Origin of the sequence: Stenotrophomonas chelatiphaga (genome assembly GCF_001431535.1) — a bacterium.
Lineage (GTDB): Bacteria > Pseudomonadota > Gammaproteobacteria > Xanthomonadales > Xanthomonadaceae > Stenotrophomonas > Stenotrophomonas chelatiphaga.
Window position 1 is genome coordinate 17,452 of the sequence record NZ_LDJK01000028.1, and the last position, 16,837, is coordinate 34,288.

Genomic DNA, 16,837 nt, shown 5'->3' on the forward strand with positions numbered 1-16,837 from the left:
TGCGACCCACCTACAGCAACACCGTAAGGCAACTGATGGTGCGGCCCAGTGGCATGCATATTCTGGAGTTCCTGCTTTCCCCAGGACGCTACCATGTCATGCAGAACTGCCTGCAACACTTCATCCCTGCGCCCGCTGACCGCCTGCGCATTGCTCGCCGTCTCGACCACCGCACACGCCGAGCTCGCACGCCCGGATCACATCGCCGACTCCTCCAAGCGCCTGGACGAGATCGTAATGGTAATGGCGCACAACGCGTTCAATCATGCCGGCGTGCTGCCGAACCAGCGCCTGACCATCCAACAGCAGCTCGACCGCGGCGTGCGCGGCTTCATGCTGGATGTGCATAAGAAAAGTGGCGAGCTTTACGTCTGCCACGGAACATGCAATCCGGCCATTTCCCGCGTTGCGCCGTTGTCACGCGACCTGGAGACGATCCAGCGCTTCCTTGACACCCATCCTTCCGCGGTCATTGCGATACACCTTGAACCCTACATCGAGAAGGCAGATCTGGAGCGCTTGCGCGACCAGCGTCCCGATCTGTTCAAGCACACGTTCAATCCAAGAAGCCCCAGCTGGCAAGCGCACAAGAACTGGCCCACGATCAAGGAGCTGCAGTCCTCCAACCAACGCCTGCTGTTGATCAGCCAGGATCAAAAGATCAGCGGAGACCTGACAAATTCAACGTCGCATGTGATGTTCGACCAGGACATCATGGTCCAGAACACCTACAACATCGGCGACACCATCGGCCAGCATGATTTCAGCTGCACCACGCGCTGGAACGGCATACCGCTGAACACGGAAACCGGCCTGAAAGGCTGGAAACGGTTGTTCCTGATGAATCATTTCCACAAGGTGCCTGAGCTGATCCATGGTGACTACGACAACCATTGGGAGTACATCGAGGCGCGTGAAATCAAGCATTGCAAGCGGATGCCCAACTTCGTCGCCATCGATTCGGTCGAACGCGGCGACGCCCTGGAGTACGTGGAGCATCGCAACAATGGCGGGGTTGTCGCCTACGAAGGCGACGACGCCACGCAGAACGTGGTGTGCGGCTTCAGCTCCGCCATCGCTCACAACTGGAGCATGAAAGACGGTGAACGGCTGGGGTGCGAGAACGATGAGATGCGCTCGCTCAAGATCCGGGGAGTGAAAAAGGGACAGCGGATCACGTTCCATGATCGTGCCGACGGCGGCCGTGATGATGACTTCGGCGTGCTCAACATCGATCGGGATATCCCCTGGGATTCGCCGGTGGTGCTCAATACGTTGGACAGCGTGCAGTACAGACCCGCCTTCCGCTATCTCTACTCGGGCGGCAACGGGCTGGCCGGCAAGGTGTCTCATATCAAGGTCGAGCCGGCGGCCAGCCCGCATGGGGAAGCTGCGGTCATCCTGATGCGCGGCGATGGCGGGACGCAGCGGATCTCATGCGCGTTCGGGCTCACCCGCAGCAGCTTCTGGAACATCAAGAACGAGCCCAGCTGCCACAATGATGACGCGCGCTCGGTCAAGGTGATGGCCGCGAAAAAGGGGACTGTCATCACCCTTTATGACTCGCCTTCCGGATCTACAAGTGATGACTACACGACGTTCCGCATCAAGCAGGACCTGACGAAGGTCTGGACTGTTGTCACGCTGGAAGAAAGTGGCGAAAACGAATACATGGCCGTCAAGCATCACCATGTGAATGGACTCAACGGAAAGGTCTCTGCAGTGCGGGTCAGTGTGCCCTGAAGGCAAGGCCGCCAGTGCGCCAAGGTGCACTGGCGGCGGCTGTTAGTGCGAACAGCTATCATTTGCGAATAACAACAGCTCTCACTACAATCACACCTCGTACACGCCGCGCTCTGCAGGCGGCCACCATCCGGGGTGCTTCTTGCGTTCTCAACATCGCCACCATCAGCTCGGCGCCGCCATGCGCGGCCAGCGTCCCGCGCTGGCCGGTCTGCTGGCGTGGGTGGCCATGCTGGCGTTGCTGCTGGGCTCGCTGCCGCTGCTCGCACCGGGTGCCGACCCGCATGCGCCGTCGGCCGTGCTGCAGGCGCCGCTGCCGGTGGAGGAACGCGGCGGCGGCGACGTGCCGCTGCACGAACAGGCACCGGCGAAGCTGCGCCGCACGTCACTGACCGACCAACCCCCTGCGGCGCAGACCACGCCCGGCCCGGCCGCTGCCATCGCCGTGCTCGGCTGGACCCTGTTGGCGCACACGCCGGCCGACACCGCTGACCGTTCCCGCGACTGGCGGCATGCCAGCGCGCAGCCGCCCCGCGCCGATGCGCCCGGACGCCGCCAGCAACGCGGCCAGGCGCCTCCGCTGGCCTGATCCACCTTCCGCGCAGGCCCTGCCTGGGGCATGCGCGTTGATCGCTTCTGCCGCGTCATTTCCCGTCGGCCCGGACCGGGCCCTTCGCACTGCACCGCGCCACCGGCCCGGCTGCGGCGCTTTCCAGCACCCTTTGGAGTTACTGCCATGGCCCAGCGCCATCGTCTGCGTTCATCCGTTTCCCGCACCGTCCTGTCCAGCGCCCTGCTGTGCGCCCTGGCCGCGCCGGCCTTCGCGGAAGTCGCCGCGCCGCGCACCCTGGACCAGGTGGTGGTCACCGCGTCCGGCTTCGAACAGAAGATCACCGATGCACCGGCCAGCATCTCGGTCATCACCCGCGAAGAACTGGCCAAGCGCCCGTACATGACCCTGCTGGATGCCGTGCGCGACCTGGAAGGCGTGGACGTGGGCGAAACCCGCGACAAGACCGGCCAGGGCTCGGTGTCCATGCGCGGCATGGGCTCGGACTACACGCTGCTGCTGATCAACGGCCGCCGGCAGAACAACCACGGCGACATCTACCCGAACAACTTCGGCGGCAACCAGTTCAACCACATCCCGCCGCTGGATGCGATCGAGCGCATCGAAGTGATCCGCGGCCCGGCCTCCACCCTGTACGGTGCCGATGCGATGGGCGGCGTGATCAACGTGATCACCAAGCGCGCGCTGGACAGCTGGCACGGTTCGGCCACGATCGGCCGCACCTTCGAAACCGATGACCAGTTCGGCGATGACAGTACCGTCGATGCCTTCATCACCGGCCCGCTGGTGCCGGGCGTGCTGAACCTCAGCGCGCGTGCCAGCTGGTATGACCGCAAGGCCTCCAACCCGGTGTATTCGCCGTCCACCGATCCGGCCGGCGTGGAGCACACCCGCCCGCTGGGCTTCGGCGCGGGCGGCAAGACCGTGGACAACACCAACAAGGCCGGTGGCATCAGCCTGGAATGGAATGCCACCGATGCCCAGCGCATCACCCTGGACTTCGATACCTCGCGCCAGGAATACGACAATTCGATCAAGATCAACGACGCCGGCGTAGAGGAATACCCGGTCGGCACCGTCGATGGCATCGCCTCGATCTGGCGCGGCAACTCCACCACCTGCATCACCCGCCGCAACTGCACGCGCGCCGATCCGCGCGTCGGCTACAGCGCCAGCCAGGAGTTCACCCGCGATGCGTGGGCGCTGACCCATGAAGGCGACTGGAGCTTCGGCCGCAGCCTGGTGTCGCTGGCCCACGTGGCCACCAACAACGATGGCCGCACCATGCCGTTCACCGTGGACGAACGCCGCCAGCTGCTGCAGATGCTCAACGGCACCGGGGCCTACGTCGGCCAGACCGAGGCACAGCGTCGCGCCGCCGCCGAAGCCGCCTTCCTGCCACGTCCCAAGCGCACGCTGGAAAGCGCGCAGTACACCCTCGATGCCAAGCTGGACATCCCCTTCCAGGCCGCCGGCGAACATGTCGCGGTGGTCGGCGCGCAGGTGATCCGCGGTGAGCTGACCGACGGTGTGTTCGGCATGGAAAGCGGCAATCCCGGCCAGGTCCAGGACCACAACATGTACTCGCTGTTCGCCGAGGACACCTGGAACATCACCGAACCGTTCGCGCTGACCTACGGCCTGCGTTTCGATGACCATGAAGTGTTCGGCAACCACCTCAGCCCGCGCCTGTACGGCGTGTACACGCTCAGCGAAGCATGGACCATCAAAGGCGGCGTCAGCACCGGCTTCAAGACCCCCAAGACCACCCAGCTGTATGACGGGGTGACCGGCTTCGGTGGACAGGGCACGTCGCCGATGTACGGCAACCCGGACCTGCAGCCGGAAACCAGCACCAGCACCGAACTGGCGGTGTACTGGCAGCACCCGCAGGGCCACAGCGCCAATGCCACCGTGTTCCACAACACGTTCGACGACAAGATCACCTCGCAGCCGTGCGGCCCCGGTTTCGCGCAGGCCTGCACCAGTTCCGGCGAGTACGCCGAACTGGGCTATGCGAGCAGCTCGCGCACGGTCAACATCGACGAGGTGGTGATCCAGGGCGCCGAAGTGGCCGGCCGCTGGGAGATCAGCGAACGCTTCGCACTGCGTGCCAACTACACCTATACCGACAGCGAACAGAAGAGCGGCGCGGAGAAGGGCCTGCCGCTGGGCAACAGCGCCAAGCACATGGCCAACGCCACCTTCGACTGGCAGGCCAGCGAGCGCTTCAACGTGTTCCTGACCGGTGAAATGCGCTCCAAGCGCTACCGCGCCGTGAGCGCGGTCACCAACCAGCCGCTGTACTACAAGGACTACACCGTGCTGCACCTGGGCGCCTCGTACAAGGCGACCGAGTGGCTGACCGTGAACGCGCGCATCAACAACCTGCTGGACCGCGACTTCACCACCTACCAGGCCACCTTCACCGACCTGGACGGCAACGGCGCCTATGCCGATGGCACCAGCGAAGTGCTGTTCGAGGATGACTACAACAACAAGGACAAAGCGCGCAGCGTCTGGGTCAGCCTGAACGTCTCGTTCTGAGGGTAGTGACGGCCGCTGGCCGTCATCCTGCTTGGTAGTGACGGCCGCTGGCCGTCATGTTGCCTGGTGGGTGACGACCGTTGGTCGTCACAAGGCGTGAGGACCAACGGTCCTCACCCACCGCTACCCCACCCGCTAATTGCGAACAATTCTCATCAATGCTGTAATGCCCCCTCTCCCTGAGCCCTGCCCATCTGCGTGAGCCGTTCTGTCTCTACTACCGTGCAGCAACAGCAAAGCCGCGGTTTCTGGCTGCGCACGCTGCATCAATGGCACTGGATCAGCTCGGCCGTCTGCCTGGTCGGCATGCTGCTGTTCGCCGCTACCGGCATCACGCTCAACCACGCGGCGAAAATCGAAGCGACCCCGCAGGTGGACAACCGCCAGCTGGAGCTGCCCGCCGCAGTGCTGGGCCAACTGGGTACGCGCGAAGACGGCAATGCGCCGCTGCCGCGTGCCGCACGCCAGTGGCTGGATGCCGAACTGGATATATCCATCGGTGGCCGCGCCGCGGAGTGGTCGCCGGAAGAGATCTACCTGTCACTGCCGCGTCCCGGCGGCGATGCCTGGCTGAGCATCGACCGCGAAAGCGGCGCGGTGGAGTTCGAATCGACCTCGCGCGGGGCGGTGTCCTACCTCAACGACCTGCACAAAGGGCGCAATGCCGGCCCGGCGTGGGGCTGGTTCCTGGATGTGTTCGCCGTGGCCTGCCTGGTGTTCTGCATCACCGGCCTGTTCCTGTTGCACCTGCATGCGCGGCAGCGGCGCATGACCTGGCCGCTGGTCGGCCTGGGCCTGATGATTCCGCTGCTGATCGCCCTGTTGTTGATCCACTGACCTTCCCTGCCCTTTCCTGCTGGAGCCGCCCATGCGCGTCACCCTCACCATCGCCCTCAGCGGCCTGCTGGCCACCTCGCCGGCCTATGCGACCACGCTGGACATCAACGTCGAAGTGCCCAAGCTCAACGTCGCCGAGTACCACCGTCCGTACGTGGCGATCTGGCTGGAAGGCGCTGACCAGAAAGTCGCCGCCAACCTGTCGGTCTGGTACCAGCAGACCGGCAACAGCGAAGGCCATGGCACCAAGTGGCTGCCGGACCTGCGCCAGTGGTGGCGCAAGAGTGGCCGCACGCTGGAGGTGCCGGTGGACGGGGTGACCGGTCCGACACGTCCGGTCGGCACCCACGCGCTGTCGTTCAACGATCGCCAGCCGGCGCTGAAGGACCTCGCGCCGGGCAACTACACGCTGGTGGTGGAAGCGGCGCGCGAAGTCGGCGGCCGTGAACTGGTCAAGGTGCCTTTCAGCTGGCCGGCCAAGACCGCGCAGAACGCTTCGGCGCAGGGCAGCACCGAACTGGGCAAGGTCACCCTCGCCGTCAAGCCCTGACCGGGTCCCGCATGGGGTCAGGTCCCTTCTGCACCGCAGAAGCGATCCGACCCCGGTTCCTACTTTCTCTTTTTTGGAGTGTCATCCCGATGAAGCGCACGCTCGTCCTCGCCGCCGCCCTGGCCGCTGCCCTTCCGTTCTCCGCGCTGGCCCACAAGGCCTGGCTGCTGCCGTCGCAGACGGTGATCGCCGGTACCAACCCGTGGATCACCGTGGACGGTGCCGTGTCCAACGACCTGTTCTACTTCAACCACGTACCGCTGCGCCTGGAATCGGTGGTGGTCACCGCCCCGGACGGCAGCAGCGTGCAGCCGCAGAACGGTGCCACCGGCAAGTTCCGCAGCGTGTTCGACATCGAGCTGAAGCAGGCCGGCACCTACCGCATCGCCTCGGTCAACGACGGCCTGTTCGCCACCTACGAGTTGAATGGCGAGCGCAAGCGCTGGCGCGGCAATGCGGCCAGCTTCGGCGAACTGCCGAAGGAAGCGAAAAACGTGCAGGTGTCCGAATCCGTCGGCCGGGTGGAAACCTTCGTCACCAATGGCGCGCCGAATGCCACCGCACTGAAGCCGACCAACAAGGGCATCGAGCTGATCGCGGTGGGCCACCCGAACGATCTGTTCGCCGGCGAGGAAGCGGCCTTCCGCGTGCTGGTGGACGGCAAGCCCACCGCAGGCCTGGAGTTCGAGATCGTGCGCGGCGCTACGCGTTACCGCAATGCGCAGGACGAGATCAAGGTCACCAGCGATGCCAAGGGCGAGATCAAGGTGAGCTGGCCGGAAGCCGGGATGTACTGGCTGGAAACCGGCACCGAAGACAACAAGACGTCGGTGAAGCAGGCTGAAAAGCGTAGGCTGAGCTACGTGGCGACGCTGGAAGTGCTGCCGCAATGATGAACCCCGGAGCCGGGCCTGGCCCGGCTCCACAGGCACCTTGCACGCACTTGCCGATGACCAACCCGCTACTCGATATCGCACGCCTCGGCGGCACCACCATGGGCACCTCGTGGTCGGTATCACTGGCGCTGCCGCGCAGCCGCGACCTGCATCCGCTGCACGCCGGCATCCAGGCCCAGCTGGACCGCGTCGTGGCGCAGATGAGCACCTGGGAACCGACATCCGACCTGAGCCGCTACAACCGTGCCGCGGCCGGCAGCTGGCACCCGTTGCCAGCGCAGACCCGCCACGTGCTGGCCTGCGCGCAGCACGTAGCGGCAGCCAGCAACGGCGCCTTCGATCCCACGCTCGGCCCGCTGGTGGCGCTGTGGGGCTTTGGTGCACACGCCGCCGCGCGGGGCCGCCCGGATGCGCAGGCGGTCGAAGCCACACGCGCACGCTGCGGCTGGCAGAAGCTGCAATGGCAGGGCGATGTGCTGCTGCAGCCCGGCGGTCTGGAACTGGACCTGTCGGCCATCGCCAAGGGCTTCGGCGTGGACGAGGTGGTGCGCTGGCTGCAGGGCCAGCAGATCGGCGCCGCGCTGGTGGAAGTAGGTGGGGAACTGCACGGCTATGGCCGCAAGCCTGACGGACAGCCGTGGCGGGTGCTGGTGGAATCGGCACCAGAAGAAGACGCGCGCACGCCCACCCCGCCACGCGTGCTGGAACTGGATGGCCGGGCGATCGCCACCTCCGGTGACCGCTGGCACCACTACCAGCACGACGGCGAGCAGATAAGCCACAGCGTGGATCCGCGCAGCGGCCGGCCGGTACAGCGCGCGGCGGCGGCGGTGACCGTGGTGGCCGCCGATGCCATGCACGCCGATGCGTGGGCGACCGCGCTGACCGTGCTGGGCCGCGATGCCGGCCTGGAACTGGCCACCCGCCTGCAGGTGGCGGCGCGCTTCCTGGAGCGCAGCGCTGATGGCCCGCTGGAAACCCTAAGCCCGGCCTTCCAGGCACTGTTGCCATGAGCCTGCGCCCGTCCCGCGCGCTGCTCGGCAACCTGCTGGTACTGCTGGCGCTGGCGGCGGTGGCTTGGCTGCTGTTGCGCCTGCATCTGGACGACAACGGCTGGATGCCTGCCCCGCGCCGCGCTGCGTTGTGGACCGCGATCGCCAGCGTGGGCGGCTATGCCGCGCTGTGCGCCCTGCTGTGGTGGCAGGGACGGCCACGCCGCGAGCGGATCGATCCAGCGCAGCGGCCGATCCTGCTGGTATGGGCCAGCCAGACCGGCTTCGCCGCACAGTTGGCCGAACGCAGTGCCGATGCCCTGCGCAGTGCCGGCCTTGCGGTGCGGCTGCGCAGCATCGAGCAGCTGGATGCCGCGCTGCTGGCGGACAGCGAACGCGCGTTGTTCATCGCCAGCACCACCGGCGAGGGCGATCCGCCCGACCATGCCGCCCCGTTCCTGCGCCGGCTGATGACCGCAACCCCCTCGCTGGGCCACCTGCACTACGGCGTGCTGGCGCTGGGCGACCACAGCTATGCGCACTTCTGTGCATTCGGCCAACAGCTGGATGACTGGCTGCGCCGGCATGGCGCGCACGCGATGTTCGACACGGTGGAAGTGGACAACGCCGATCCGGCCAGCCTGCGCCACTGGCAGCAACTTCTGGGCCAACTGGGCGGCGATGCCAGTGACCAGCCGGACTGGAGTCCGGTGGACTACCAGGCGTGGACGCTGCTGCAGCGCGAACACCTCAATCCCGGCAGCGCGGGTAGACCGGTGCACTGGCTGAGGCTGCAGCCACCGCTGGCCGAAGCCGGAAGCGAGGCGACGTGGCAGGCCGGCGACATCGCCGAGATCGGCCCACGGCATGCGCCGCAGGTGGTTCAGGCGTGGCTGCAACGGCACCAGTTGCAGGGCGACACGTTGCTGGCCGACGGGCAGACCCTGCAGGCGCGGTTGTCACGTTCGCAGCTGCCCGGTGTCACCGCGGGCGGCGACCTGCAGACGTTGCTGTCGATGCTGCAGCCGCTGCCGCATCGCGAATACTCCATTGCTTCGGCGATGCACGACGGCGCGCTGGAACTGCTGCTGCGCCGCCAGCTGCGCGCCGACGGCACGCCGGGCATCGGCAGCGGCTGGCTGTGCGATGTGGCAGCGGTCGGCGGCACGATCGATTTGCGCCTGCGCCGCAACCCCAATTTCCATGGCGTGGCCAGCACGCGACCGTTGATCCTGATCGGCAACGGCACCGGCATCGCCGGCCTGCGCGCGCACCTGCACGAACGTGAGGCCGCCGGCGCCAGCCGCAACTGGCTGCTGTTCGGTGAACGCCATGCCGCGCACGATTTCCACTTCGGCGATGAACTGCTGCAGATGCAGCAGCGCGGGATGCTGGAGCACCTGGATGCGGTGTTCAGCCGCGACGGCGGTGCCCATCGTTACGTGCAGGATCGCCTGCTGGCCGAAGCCGCACGGCTGCGCCGGTGGGTCGATGAAGGTGCCGCCATCCTGGTCTGCGGCAGCCTGCAGGGCATGGCGCCGGCGGTGGATGCGGTGATCGAACAGGTGCTGGGCGCGGAAGGAAAAGAGGCGTTGGTGCTGGCCGGACGCTACCGCCGCGACGTGTACTGAAACACACGCTACAGAAGCACGCACAACGGAAGCACGCGTTACGGCACCGCCGGACCCAGCCGGATCGCCAGCAGTTCACCGCCGCCGTGCAGGGCATGCCGGCGACGCGCGCCGGCGGCCAGCCAAGCGGTATCACCCTGCTGCATCGGCGGCAGGCCGGCGTCGGCGTCGAACCGTGCCTGCCCGGCCAGCAGATGGATGGCCCACGCCACGTCGGGTTCGGTGAAGAAATACATCGGCCCCACGATCGGGCGGTGCAGCAGTTGCGCGGTCAGCGTGTCGCGCCGCCACATCAGGTTGAAATCATGGGTGGTGCCGTCGACCAGTTCGCCGTGCAGTGCCTGTTCGCCGGCGAACCGCACGCGACCATGCGGCGGCAGCGCCTCGTCCAGACGACCATCATCGAAGCGCAGGCGCACCCCGTTTCCGTGCAGCAGCACCAGCTCGCGATCCACGCCCGGGAAGCTGGAAAACGCAGCGTCTGATTCGATTTCGGCGATTGAAAGACGCAGCGCCCAATCTTCGCCCTGCAACGGCAGGCGCAGGATTTCACGCGTCCAGCCCAGGCCATTGCGCCAGCGCTCGCGACGGTAGTCGACGCTGGGGATGAGCTGGCTGGGATGCTGCAGGATGTCGGCGGCGTTCATGCGCCCATTGTGCCGTGCCGCCTTCGCGCAGACGAACGCAACGGCGCGGTCAGCGCTTGGCCAGGCGGCCGCCACAGTCGGCGTCCAGCAGCTGGGAGCGCTTCAACCAGTCCTGGTCCGGGTAGTACGCAAACACCATCGTGCCGCCGCTCAGGGCGTCGATCAGCGGCTTGGCCACCGTCAGCCGTACGGCGGGGCAGCCGAGGCTGCGGCCCAGCCGGCCCTGCAGGCGCGCCGCGGACGGGTTCACGTAGGGCGCGCCATGGATCACGATCGCCCGCTCGCGCGCATGGTCGTTGAAACCCGGCTCCAGCCCGTCCAGGCGCAGCGAGTACCCATTGCCACCGACGTAGGTTTCCTGCGCGGTGAACGCCCCGATGCTGGACATGAAACTGCCCTCGCGATTGGAGAAGTGTTCGGTGCGGTCCGCGCCGCTGTTGCGACCATGCGCGACCCATTCCTCGAACAGCAGGCGCTGCCGACGCAGGTCGAACACCCACAGGCGCTGCTGGGTGGATGGTCGCGAATAGTCGATCACGCCCAGGCGATCGGGCACCACGCCCAGTTCGGGACGGCGCAGCGCACAGCGCATCGCACTGGCGGCCAGCTGCAGCACCTTGCGGTCTGCATTGGGCGCAACCCGGGCCAGGATCGCGCCCAGGTCGGGGCTGGACGCCGCAGCGGGCGGGGTCTGTGCAAGGGCAGGCAGGCTGCAGGCGGTGAACAGGCCGACGGCAGCCATCCAGCGGGGGCGTGGCGGTTTCATCTGGGCAGCAACACGAGGTTGGATGCAGACCTTACAGGGTGGACCCGGCCGGCTCGGATTCCAACACCGGCTGCAAACCCGGTTCAGCTGCACTTGGGCGTACCGCTGGCAGCGAAGTCACCAGCAGCGTGGTGCCCGGGACCAGCGCGGCGTACAGCTTGCGGGCGAAATCCGGCGGCAGGGCCATCGGCAGCGATGGCGTGGCCAGCAGGTCCGGCGTGGCCTTCGCATCGGCCTGCCCCAGCAACGGATAGGCGGTCCAGCGGTGCAACCGCTGGTGCGCATCCAGCGGACTGGGATGGTCGGCGTAGCCTTCGCCCATCACGAACAGCGTGGTGCCATCGAAGGCCGGCAAGGCCGAGGCCGCAAGCGGTGATTCACCGATCAGCACGCCATCGCGCAGCACGTAGACGCGCTGGTCATGCAGGCTCACCAGCACGCCGACCTGGCCGGCCGGGGCATCCTGTTCGTTCCAGTAGGCCGCCGTTTCCGTGCCGGCCGGGACCTCCGGCAGCGACTGGCCGCGGCTGGTGACCGGGGCCAGCACGGCCGGGTAGGCCAGGGTCATCGGCGAGCTCTTGGCATCGGCCACCACCACCGTATCGCCGCGCTGGGTGGCACTGAACAGCTTCTGCGCGAAGGCCTGCGGCAACCGCACGCAGCCGTGCGACGCCGGGTGCCCGGGCAGCGCGCCCCCATGCAGGGCGATGCCATCCCAGGTCAGCCGCTGCATGTAGGGCATCGGCGCGCTGTTGTAGATGTTGGAGCGGTGGTCCTTGTCCTTCTGCAGGATGGTGAACACCCCGGTCGGCGTCTCGTGGCCCGCCCTGCCCGAACTGATGGTGCTCAGGCCGATCGCGATGCCGTTGCGGTAGACGTAGGCGCGCTGCTCTTCCAGGCTGACCACCAGCACGATGGGGCCCGACGGGGAGATCTCCGGGTGCCAGAGGTATTCTCCGGGCTTGAGGTCGGTGGGTCCGCGCACGGCGGGTTCGGTCGATGCCTTGGCGGGCGCGGCCGGCGCGGGCCCCTGGGCCCTCAGCGGCAGAGGAGCGATAAGCGCAAGCGCCGTGGCGATCATCAGGGAACACTGCAGCAGTCGCATCAGCGCGGTCATCCAGTCCGGAGCAAGGCCCCACGCTAACGGGTCGGCGGCCTGAAAAAAAGAAGGCCCGGCGACACAGCCATGTGTCGTACCGGGCCCTGACAACGTCCTTGTCGGCCTCCCGCCACCCCGCGCATCCTGCGATGGGGGCAGCGTGCTCCGTGCACGGAGGCCGCGATCATCCCTGGTTGTTTATCCCAGCCCCTTCCACAGGTCTGTGATGCCACCATCCTGGTGTGGTTGACGCCTCCCTGCGCCAGTCGCTGCCGCCACGTCCCGTGGCCGGCCCGGGTCCGCTTCCTGCGAACCGCGACAATTCCCCTGTATCAACGCCTTGGCACGGACCGCACCGGTACCGCTCCGGGTACCGGATCCACCCGGGACGTCATGTCCCCGGTCGTGATCCGCTGTCGATTCCGTTCGACGATGGCTTTCCCTATGCCCTTCACCTGCGTCAGGTCCTCGACGCGTCGGAAAGGCCCGTGCTGCTGCCTGTGCTCGACGATCGCGGCAGCCCGGCTGGGCCCCACCATCGTCAATCCCTGCTGCAGAGCAGAGGCATCTGCCCGGTTGATGTCGACCGGCGCGGCCGCAAAGGCCTGCGTGATCCCCATCGCCAGAAGCAGTGCCCGCACCACGATCCACCAAGGCACGACGTCGTTCTCCTTGTGATCCGAACCTGTCCCGACCGGCATTCCCGTCGGTAGAGACACTGTCCGTCACCACATGTACACAGACTATCGCCCGATGACATTTCTAACAGCCAGCTAAATACCCGACGCCGTGTAGGAAATTTCCTACCCCGGCTGACGTGAAAAGACGGGGCGACCCCGTCAGCCGCCCCTATGGCACACAGCCGGCCATTTCCCGCACGCGTAGAATGGGCAGATCAGTCATTCCAATTCGGAGCTCCAGATGGACAGCGCCAAGCTCGGCCACTATGTCAACCAGAAATGGGACGAGGAAATCGTCCCGCAGCTGGTGGATTACATCCGCATCCCCAACAAGTCGCCGATGTTCGACGCCAACTGGGTGCAGAACGGCTACATGGAGCAGGCCGTTGTCCTGATGGAAACCTGGGCCAAGGCCCAGGACATCCCCGGCCTGAAGGTCGACGTGGTCCGCCTGGAAGGCCGCACCCCGCTGATTTTCCTGGAAATCCCGGCAAGCGGCAGCGAGACCGGCGACGACACCGTGCTGCTGTATGGCCACCTGGACAAGCAGCCGGAAATGACCGGCTGGGACGACGACCTGGGCCCGTGGATCCCGGTGCTGCGCGATGACAAGCTGTACGGCCGCGGCGGCGCCGATGACGGGTACGCCATCTTCGGTTCGCTGGCCGCGGTGCTGGCGCTGCAGGCCCAGGGCCTGCCGCATGCACGCTGCGTGATCCTGATCGAAGCCTGCGAAGAATCCGGCAGCTACGACCTGCCCGCCTACGTCGACCACCTGGCCGACCGCATCGGCAAGCCGTCGCTGGTGGTGTGCCTGGATTCGGGCTGCGCCAACTACGACCAGCTGTGGTGCACCACCTCGCTGCGCGGCCTGACCGGCGGCAACTTCTCGGTCAAGGTGCTGAATGAAGGCGTGCACTCCGGTGACGCATCCGGCGTGGTGCCGTCCAGCTTCCGCCTGCTGCGCCAGCTGCTGTCGCGCATCGAAGACCAGGACACCGGCCGCATCCTGATCGACGGCATGCAGGTGGAGATTCCCGCCGAGCGCCTGGAGCAGGCCAAGCGCGCCGCCGAAGTCGTCGATACCGCCATCTTCGACAAGTTCCCGCTGGTCGACGGCCTGGTGCCGATGAACGAAGACCTGACCGAGCTGGTGCTCAACCGCACCTGGCGCCCTGCCCTGTCGGTGACCGGCATCGGCGGCATGCCGTCGCTGGAATCGGCCGGCAACGTGCTGCGTCCGCATACCGCAGTGAAGCTGTCGCTGCGCCTGCCGCCGACCGCCGACGGCAAGGCCTGCGGCGAACTGCTGAAGGAAGCGCTGCTGCGCGACCCGCCGAACGGTGCCGAAGTGACGCTGGACCTGGAGAAGGCCTCGAGCGGCTGGAACGCACCGGCGATGTCGCCGTGGCTGACCAAGGCGATCGACGATGCCAGCCAGATGTTCTTCGACAAGCCGGCCATGTACATGGGCGAAGGTGGCTCCATCCCGTTCATGGGCATGCTCGGCGAGAAGTTCCCCGGCGCCCAGTTCATGATCACCGGCGTGCTCGGCCCGCATTCGAACGCACATGGTCCGAACGAGTTCCTGCACATTCCGATGGGCAAGAAGGTCACCGCCTGCGTGTCCAAGGTGATCAGCGAGCACCACGCCGCCAGCCTGCGCGGGGAAACCAGTGGTTCGCCGGTCGCCGCCGACAGCGGCACCCGCCACGGCGGCCACGGCTGCTGCTGAACTGGGTAAAGTGAGCGACGCCGCCGGCCTGGCCTGGCGGCGTCCCTCCGTGCAAAGGATTCGATGCCCATGAATGGTCTGTTCGGCAGCAGCAGCTGGCTCTACATCATCCTGGTCGGCTTCGTGGTCGGCCTGCTCGGCCGCTTCGTCATGCCCGGCAACAACCGCATGGGCTGCCTGCTGACCATCGTGCTCGGCATCGTCGGCGCGTTGCTGGCCGGCTGGTTCGGCCAGTACATGGGCTGGTACGCCGCCGGTGAACCGGCCGGTTTCCTCGGTGCGGTGGTCGGCGCGGTCGCGGTGCTGGCCCTGCTCCGCCTGGTCAGCGGCGGTCGTCGCTGATCCTTCTTTCTTCTTCCTGATGTCGGCGCCCGCGGGCGCCCGGATGCTGCCTGCATGAACGATCCCGCTTCCCATCCCGAACGCGCCGCGCAGCGCCTGCATTGGGCGCGCGCGCGGCTGGGCGATGAACTGGCCACGCTGGATCGGGCGTCGGTGGATGCGGGCATGCGCAGTTACTGGCGCGCCACCAGCCGCGCTGGCAGCCACATCGTGATGGATTCCCCGCCCGGCCTGGAAGACGTGCGGCCGTGGCTGCGCATGCGCGCGCTGCTGCAGGCGCAGGGCCTGCGCGTGCCGGCGGTGCTGGCCGAAGACATCGAAGTGGGGTTGTTGTTGCTGGAAGACCTGGGCGGGCCGACCCTGGCCAAGGTGATCGACGCTGACAGCGCCGATGCGTGGTTCGAGCGCGCGATGGACCAGCTGCTCACCCTGCAACGGATGCCGGTGCCGGACGACTTCGGTCGCTTCGGCGAGGCCCTGCTGCAACGCGATGCGGGGTTGTTCGACGACTGGTTCCTGCAGCGCCACCTGGGCATCAGCCTGGACGCCGATGACCGCGCCAGCCTGCAGGCCGCCCAGCAGGTGCTGATGGACAACGCACTGGGCCAGGCGCAGGTGATGACCCACCGCGATTTCATGCCGCGCAACCTGATGCCGGTGGCCGATGGCCCGGCCGTGCTGGACTTCCAGGACCTGGTGCGTGGCCCCATTGCCTACGACCCGGTCAGCCTGTTCAAGGATGCGTTCCTGAGCTGGCCGCTGGAACGCGTGGATGGCTGGCTGGCGCGCTACCACCAGCGCGCGCTGGCGGCCGGCCTGCCGGTGCCGGCGCTTGCGGTTTTCCTGCGCGATGCCGACTGGCTGGGCATACAGCGTCACCTGAAGTGCCTGGGCATCTTCAGCCGCCTGCGCTACCGCGATGGCAAGGGCCATTACTTGGACGACGCACCGCGTTTCATCGCCTACCTGGATGAAGTACTGCCGCGTTACCGGGAACTGGCCGGACTGCAGCACCTGCTGGATACGCGCATCAAGCCGGCGATGGCAGCCCAGGGCGAACCGGTACCGGCCCGATGAAGGCGCTGATCTTCGCTGCGGGCCTGGGCGAGCGCATGCGCCCGCTCACCCTGCACACGCCCAAGCCGCTCTTGCCGGTGGCCGGCAAGCCGTTGATCGTGTGGCACCTGGAACGGTTGGCGGCGCTTGGCGTCCGCGAGGTGGTGGTCAATATTTCGTGGCTCGCCGGCGCTTTTGCGCCCACTTTGGGCGATGGCAGCCAGTGGGGCATGCGCCTGCACTTCGTCAACGAAGGCGACACCCCGCTGGAGACCGGCGGCGGCATCCTGAACGCCCTGCCGGCACTGGGCGATGCCCCGTTCCTGGTGGTCAACGGCGATATCTGGACGGACTTGGACTTCGCTACCTTGCCGCGCGAGCCGGCCGGGCAGGCGCACCTGGTGATGGTGGACAACCCGGCCCAGCACCCGCACGGCGACTACCGACTGGATGCCGAGGGCGTGTTGCACCACGACCGCGCCGGCGACTGCCTGACCTATGCCGGCATTGGTGTGTACCGGCCGTCCATCGTGGCCGACTGGCGGCAGGTGATCGGCACGGCAGCGGGCAGCGAACGCACGCCGCCGCGCTTCAGCGTGGTACCGCTGCAGAAGCATTTCATGGCGCAGGGGTTGGTCACCGGGCAGCACCATCGTGGACGCTGGACGGATGTGGGGACGGTGGATCGGCTGCGCGCGCTGGAAGCGGCGTTGGGTTGGTCGAACGGGTGAGCCCCCCTCGCGGG

At 66.9% G+C, this 16,837-nt stretch carries 16 protein-coding genes; 12 read left to right on the top strand and 4 right to left on the bottom strand.

The annotated features are described in order from the left end of the window. Window positions 1-93: 93 nt before the first annotated feature. From ABB28_RS07630 to ABB28_RS07665, 8 genes are all read left to right on the top strand, one after another. Window positions 94-1,743: a phosphoinositide-specific phospholipase C-related protein gene (locus ABB28_RS07630; protein WP_152983421.1), complete on the top strand. Its 1,650-nt coding sequence runs from the start codon at window positions 94-96 to the stop codon at window positions 1,741-1,743. A 181-nt stretch (window positions 1,744-1,924) separates the two neighbouring features. Then, complete coding sequence (locus tag ABB28_RS07635) at window positions 1,925-2,332, top strand: hypothetical protein (RefSeq protein ID WP_057508064.1); 408 nt, start codon at window positions 1,925-1,927, stop codon at window positions 2,330-2,332. A gap of 147 nt (window positions 2,333-2,479) precedes the next feature. Next, window positions 2,480-4,861 carry a TonB-dependent receptor domain-containing protein gene (locus ABB28_RS07640; RefSeq protein WP_057508065.1) on the top strand — a complete coding sequence of 794 codons (2,382 nt, stop codon included), beginning with the start codon at window positions 2,480-2,482 and terminating at the stop codon, window positions 4,859-4,861. Between the two features lie 198 nt (window positions 4,862-5,059). Next, window positions 5,060-5,698 carry a PepSY-associated TM helix domain-containing protein gene (locus ABB28_RS07645; RefSeq protein ID WP_057508066.1) on the top strand — a complete coding sequence of 213 codons (639 nt, stop codon included), beginning with the start codon at window positions 5,060-5,062 and terminating at the stop codon, window positions 5,696-5,698. A 31-nt stretch (window positions 5,699-5,729) separates the two neighbouring features. Further along, the gene (locus ABB28_RS07650; RefSeq protein ID WP_057508067.1) at window positions 5,730-6,248 is read left to right on the top strand and encodes a DUF2271 domain-containing protein; all 519 of its coding nucleotides are present in this window, start codon (window positions 5,730-5,732) and stop codon (window positions 6,246-6,248) included. A gap of 89 nt (window positions 6,249-6,337) precedes the next feature. After that, on the top strand, window positions 6,338-7,141 hold the full coding sequence (locus ABB28_RS07655) for a DUF4198 domain-containing protein (RefSeq protein WP_057508068.1): 804 nt from the start codon (window positions 6,338-6,340) through the stop codon (window positions 7,139-7,141). A 56-nt stretch (window positions 7,142-7,197) separates the two neighbouring features. After that, window positions 7,198-8,157 (top strand): FAD:protein FMN transferase, encoded by a 960-nt coding sequence (locus ABB28_RS07660; RefSeq protein ID WP_057508069.1) that lies wholly within the window; start codon window positions 7,198-7,200, stop codon window positions 8,155-8,157. After that, window positions 8,154-9,767, top strand: coding sequence for a sulfite reductase subunit alpha (locus ABB28_RS07665; RefSeq protein WP_057508070.1), 1,614 nt, complete (start codon window positions 8,154-8,156; stop codon window positions 9,765-9,767). The genes ABB28_RS07660 and ABB28_RS07665 overlap by 4 nt, the downstream gene beginning before the upstream one ends. A gap of 38 nt (window positions 9,768-9,805) precedes the next feature. On the opposite strand, the gene ABB28_RS07670 is transcribed toward ABB28_RS07665, so the two are convergent. From ABB28_RS07670 to ABB28_RS07685, 4 genes are all read right to left on the bottom strand, one after another. Next, window positions 9,806-10,414 carry a HutD/Ves family protein gene (locus ABB28_RS07670; RefSeq protein WP_057508077.1) on the bottom strand — a complete coding sequence of 203 codons (609 nt, stop codon included), beginning with the start codon at window positions 10,412-10,414 and terminating at the stop codon, window positions 9,806-9,808. A 49-nt stretch (window positions 10,415-10,463) separates the two neighbouring features. Beyond that, complete coding sequence (locus ABB28_RS07675) at window positions 10,464-11,180, bottom strand: murein L,D-transpeptidase catalytic domain family protein (protein ID WP_057508071.1); 717 nt, start codon at window positions 11,178-11,180, stop codon at window positions 10,464-10,466. 31 nt (window positions 11,181-11,211) lie between these two features. Next, entirely contained in the window at window positions 11,212-12,285 is a 1,074-nt protein-coding gene (locus ABB28_RS07680; protein WP_057508078.1) for a L,D-transpeptidase, read from the bottom strand. A 326-nt stretch (window positions 12,286-12,611) separates the two neighbouring features. Further along, the gene (locus ABB28_RS07685; RefSeq protein ID WP_057508079.1) at window positions 12,612-12,938 is read right to left on the bottom strand and encodes a ComEA family DNA-binding protein; all 327 of its coding nucleotides are present in this window, start codon (window positions 12,936-12,938) and stop codon (window positions 12,612-12,614) included. Window positions 12,939-13,200: 262 nt separating this feature from the next. Here ABB28_RS07685 and ABB28_RS07690 point away from each other — a divergent pair, with 262 nt between their 5' ends. The 4 genes from ABB28_RS07690 to murU all read left to right on the top strand — a co-directional run bounded on the left by ABB28_RS07690 (window position 13,201) and on the right by murU (window position 16,823). Beyond that, complete coding sequence (locus ABB28_RS07690) at window positions 13,201-14,694, top strand: M20 family metallopeptidase (RefSeq protein ID WP_057508072.1); 1,494 nt, start codon at window positions 13,201-13,203, stop codon at window positions 14,692-14,694. Between the two features lie 69 nt (window positions 14,695-14,763). Beyond that, window positions 14,764-15,036 (top strand): GlsB/YeaQ/YmgE family stress response membrane protein, encoded by a 273-nt coding sequence (locus tag ABB28_RS07695; RefSeq protein WP_057508073.1) that lies wholly within the window; start codon window positions 14,764-14,766, stop codon window positions 15,034-15,036. A gap of 54 nt (window positions 15,037-15,090) precedes the next feature. Next, window positions 15,091-16,113 (top strand): aminoglycoside phosphotransferase family protein, encoded by a 1,023-nt coding sequence (locus tag ABB28_RS07700; protein WP_057508074.1) that lies wholly within the window; start codon window positions 15,091-15,093, stop codon window positions 16,111-16,113. Beyond that, window positions 16,110-16,823: an N-acetylmuramate alpha-1-phosphate uridylyltransferase MurU gene (gene murU / locus ABB28_RS07705; protein WP_057508075.1), complete on the top strand. Its 714-nt coding sequence runs from the start codon at window positions 16,110-16,112 to the stop codon at window positions 16,821-16,823. Before ABB28_RS07700 ends, murU begins: the two co-directional genes overlap by 4 nt. The last annotated feature ends 14 nt before the right edge of the window (window positions 16,824-16,837 follow it).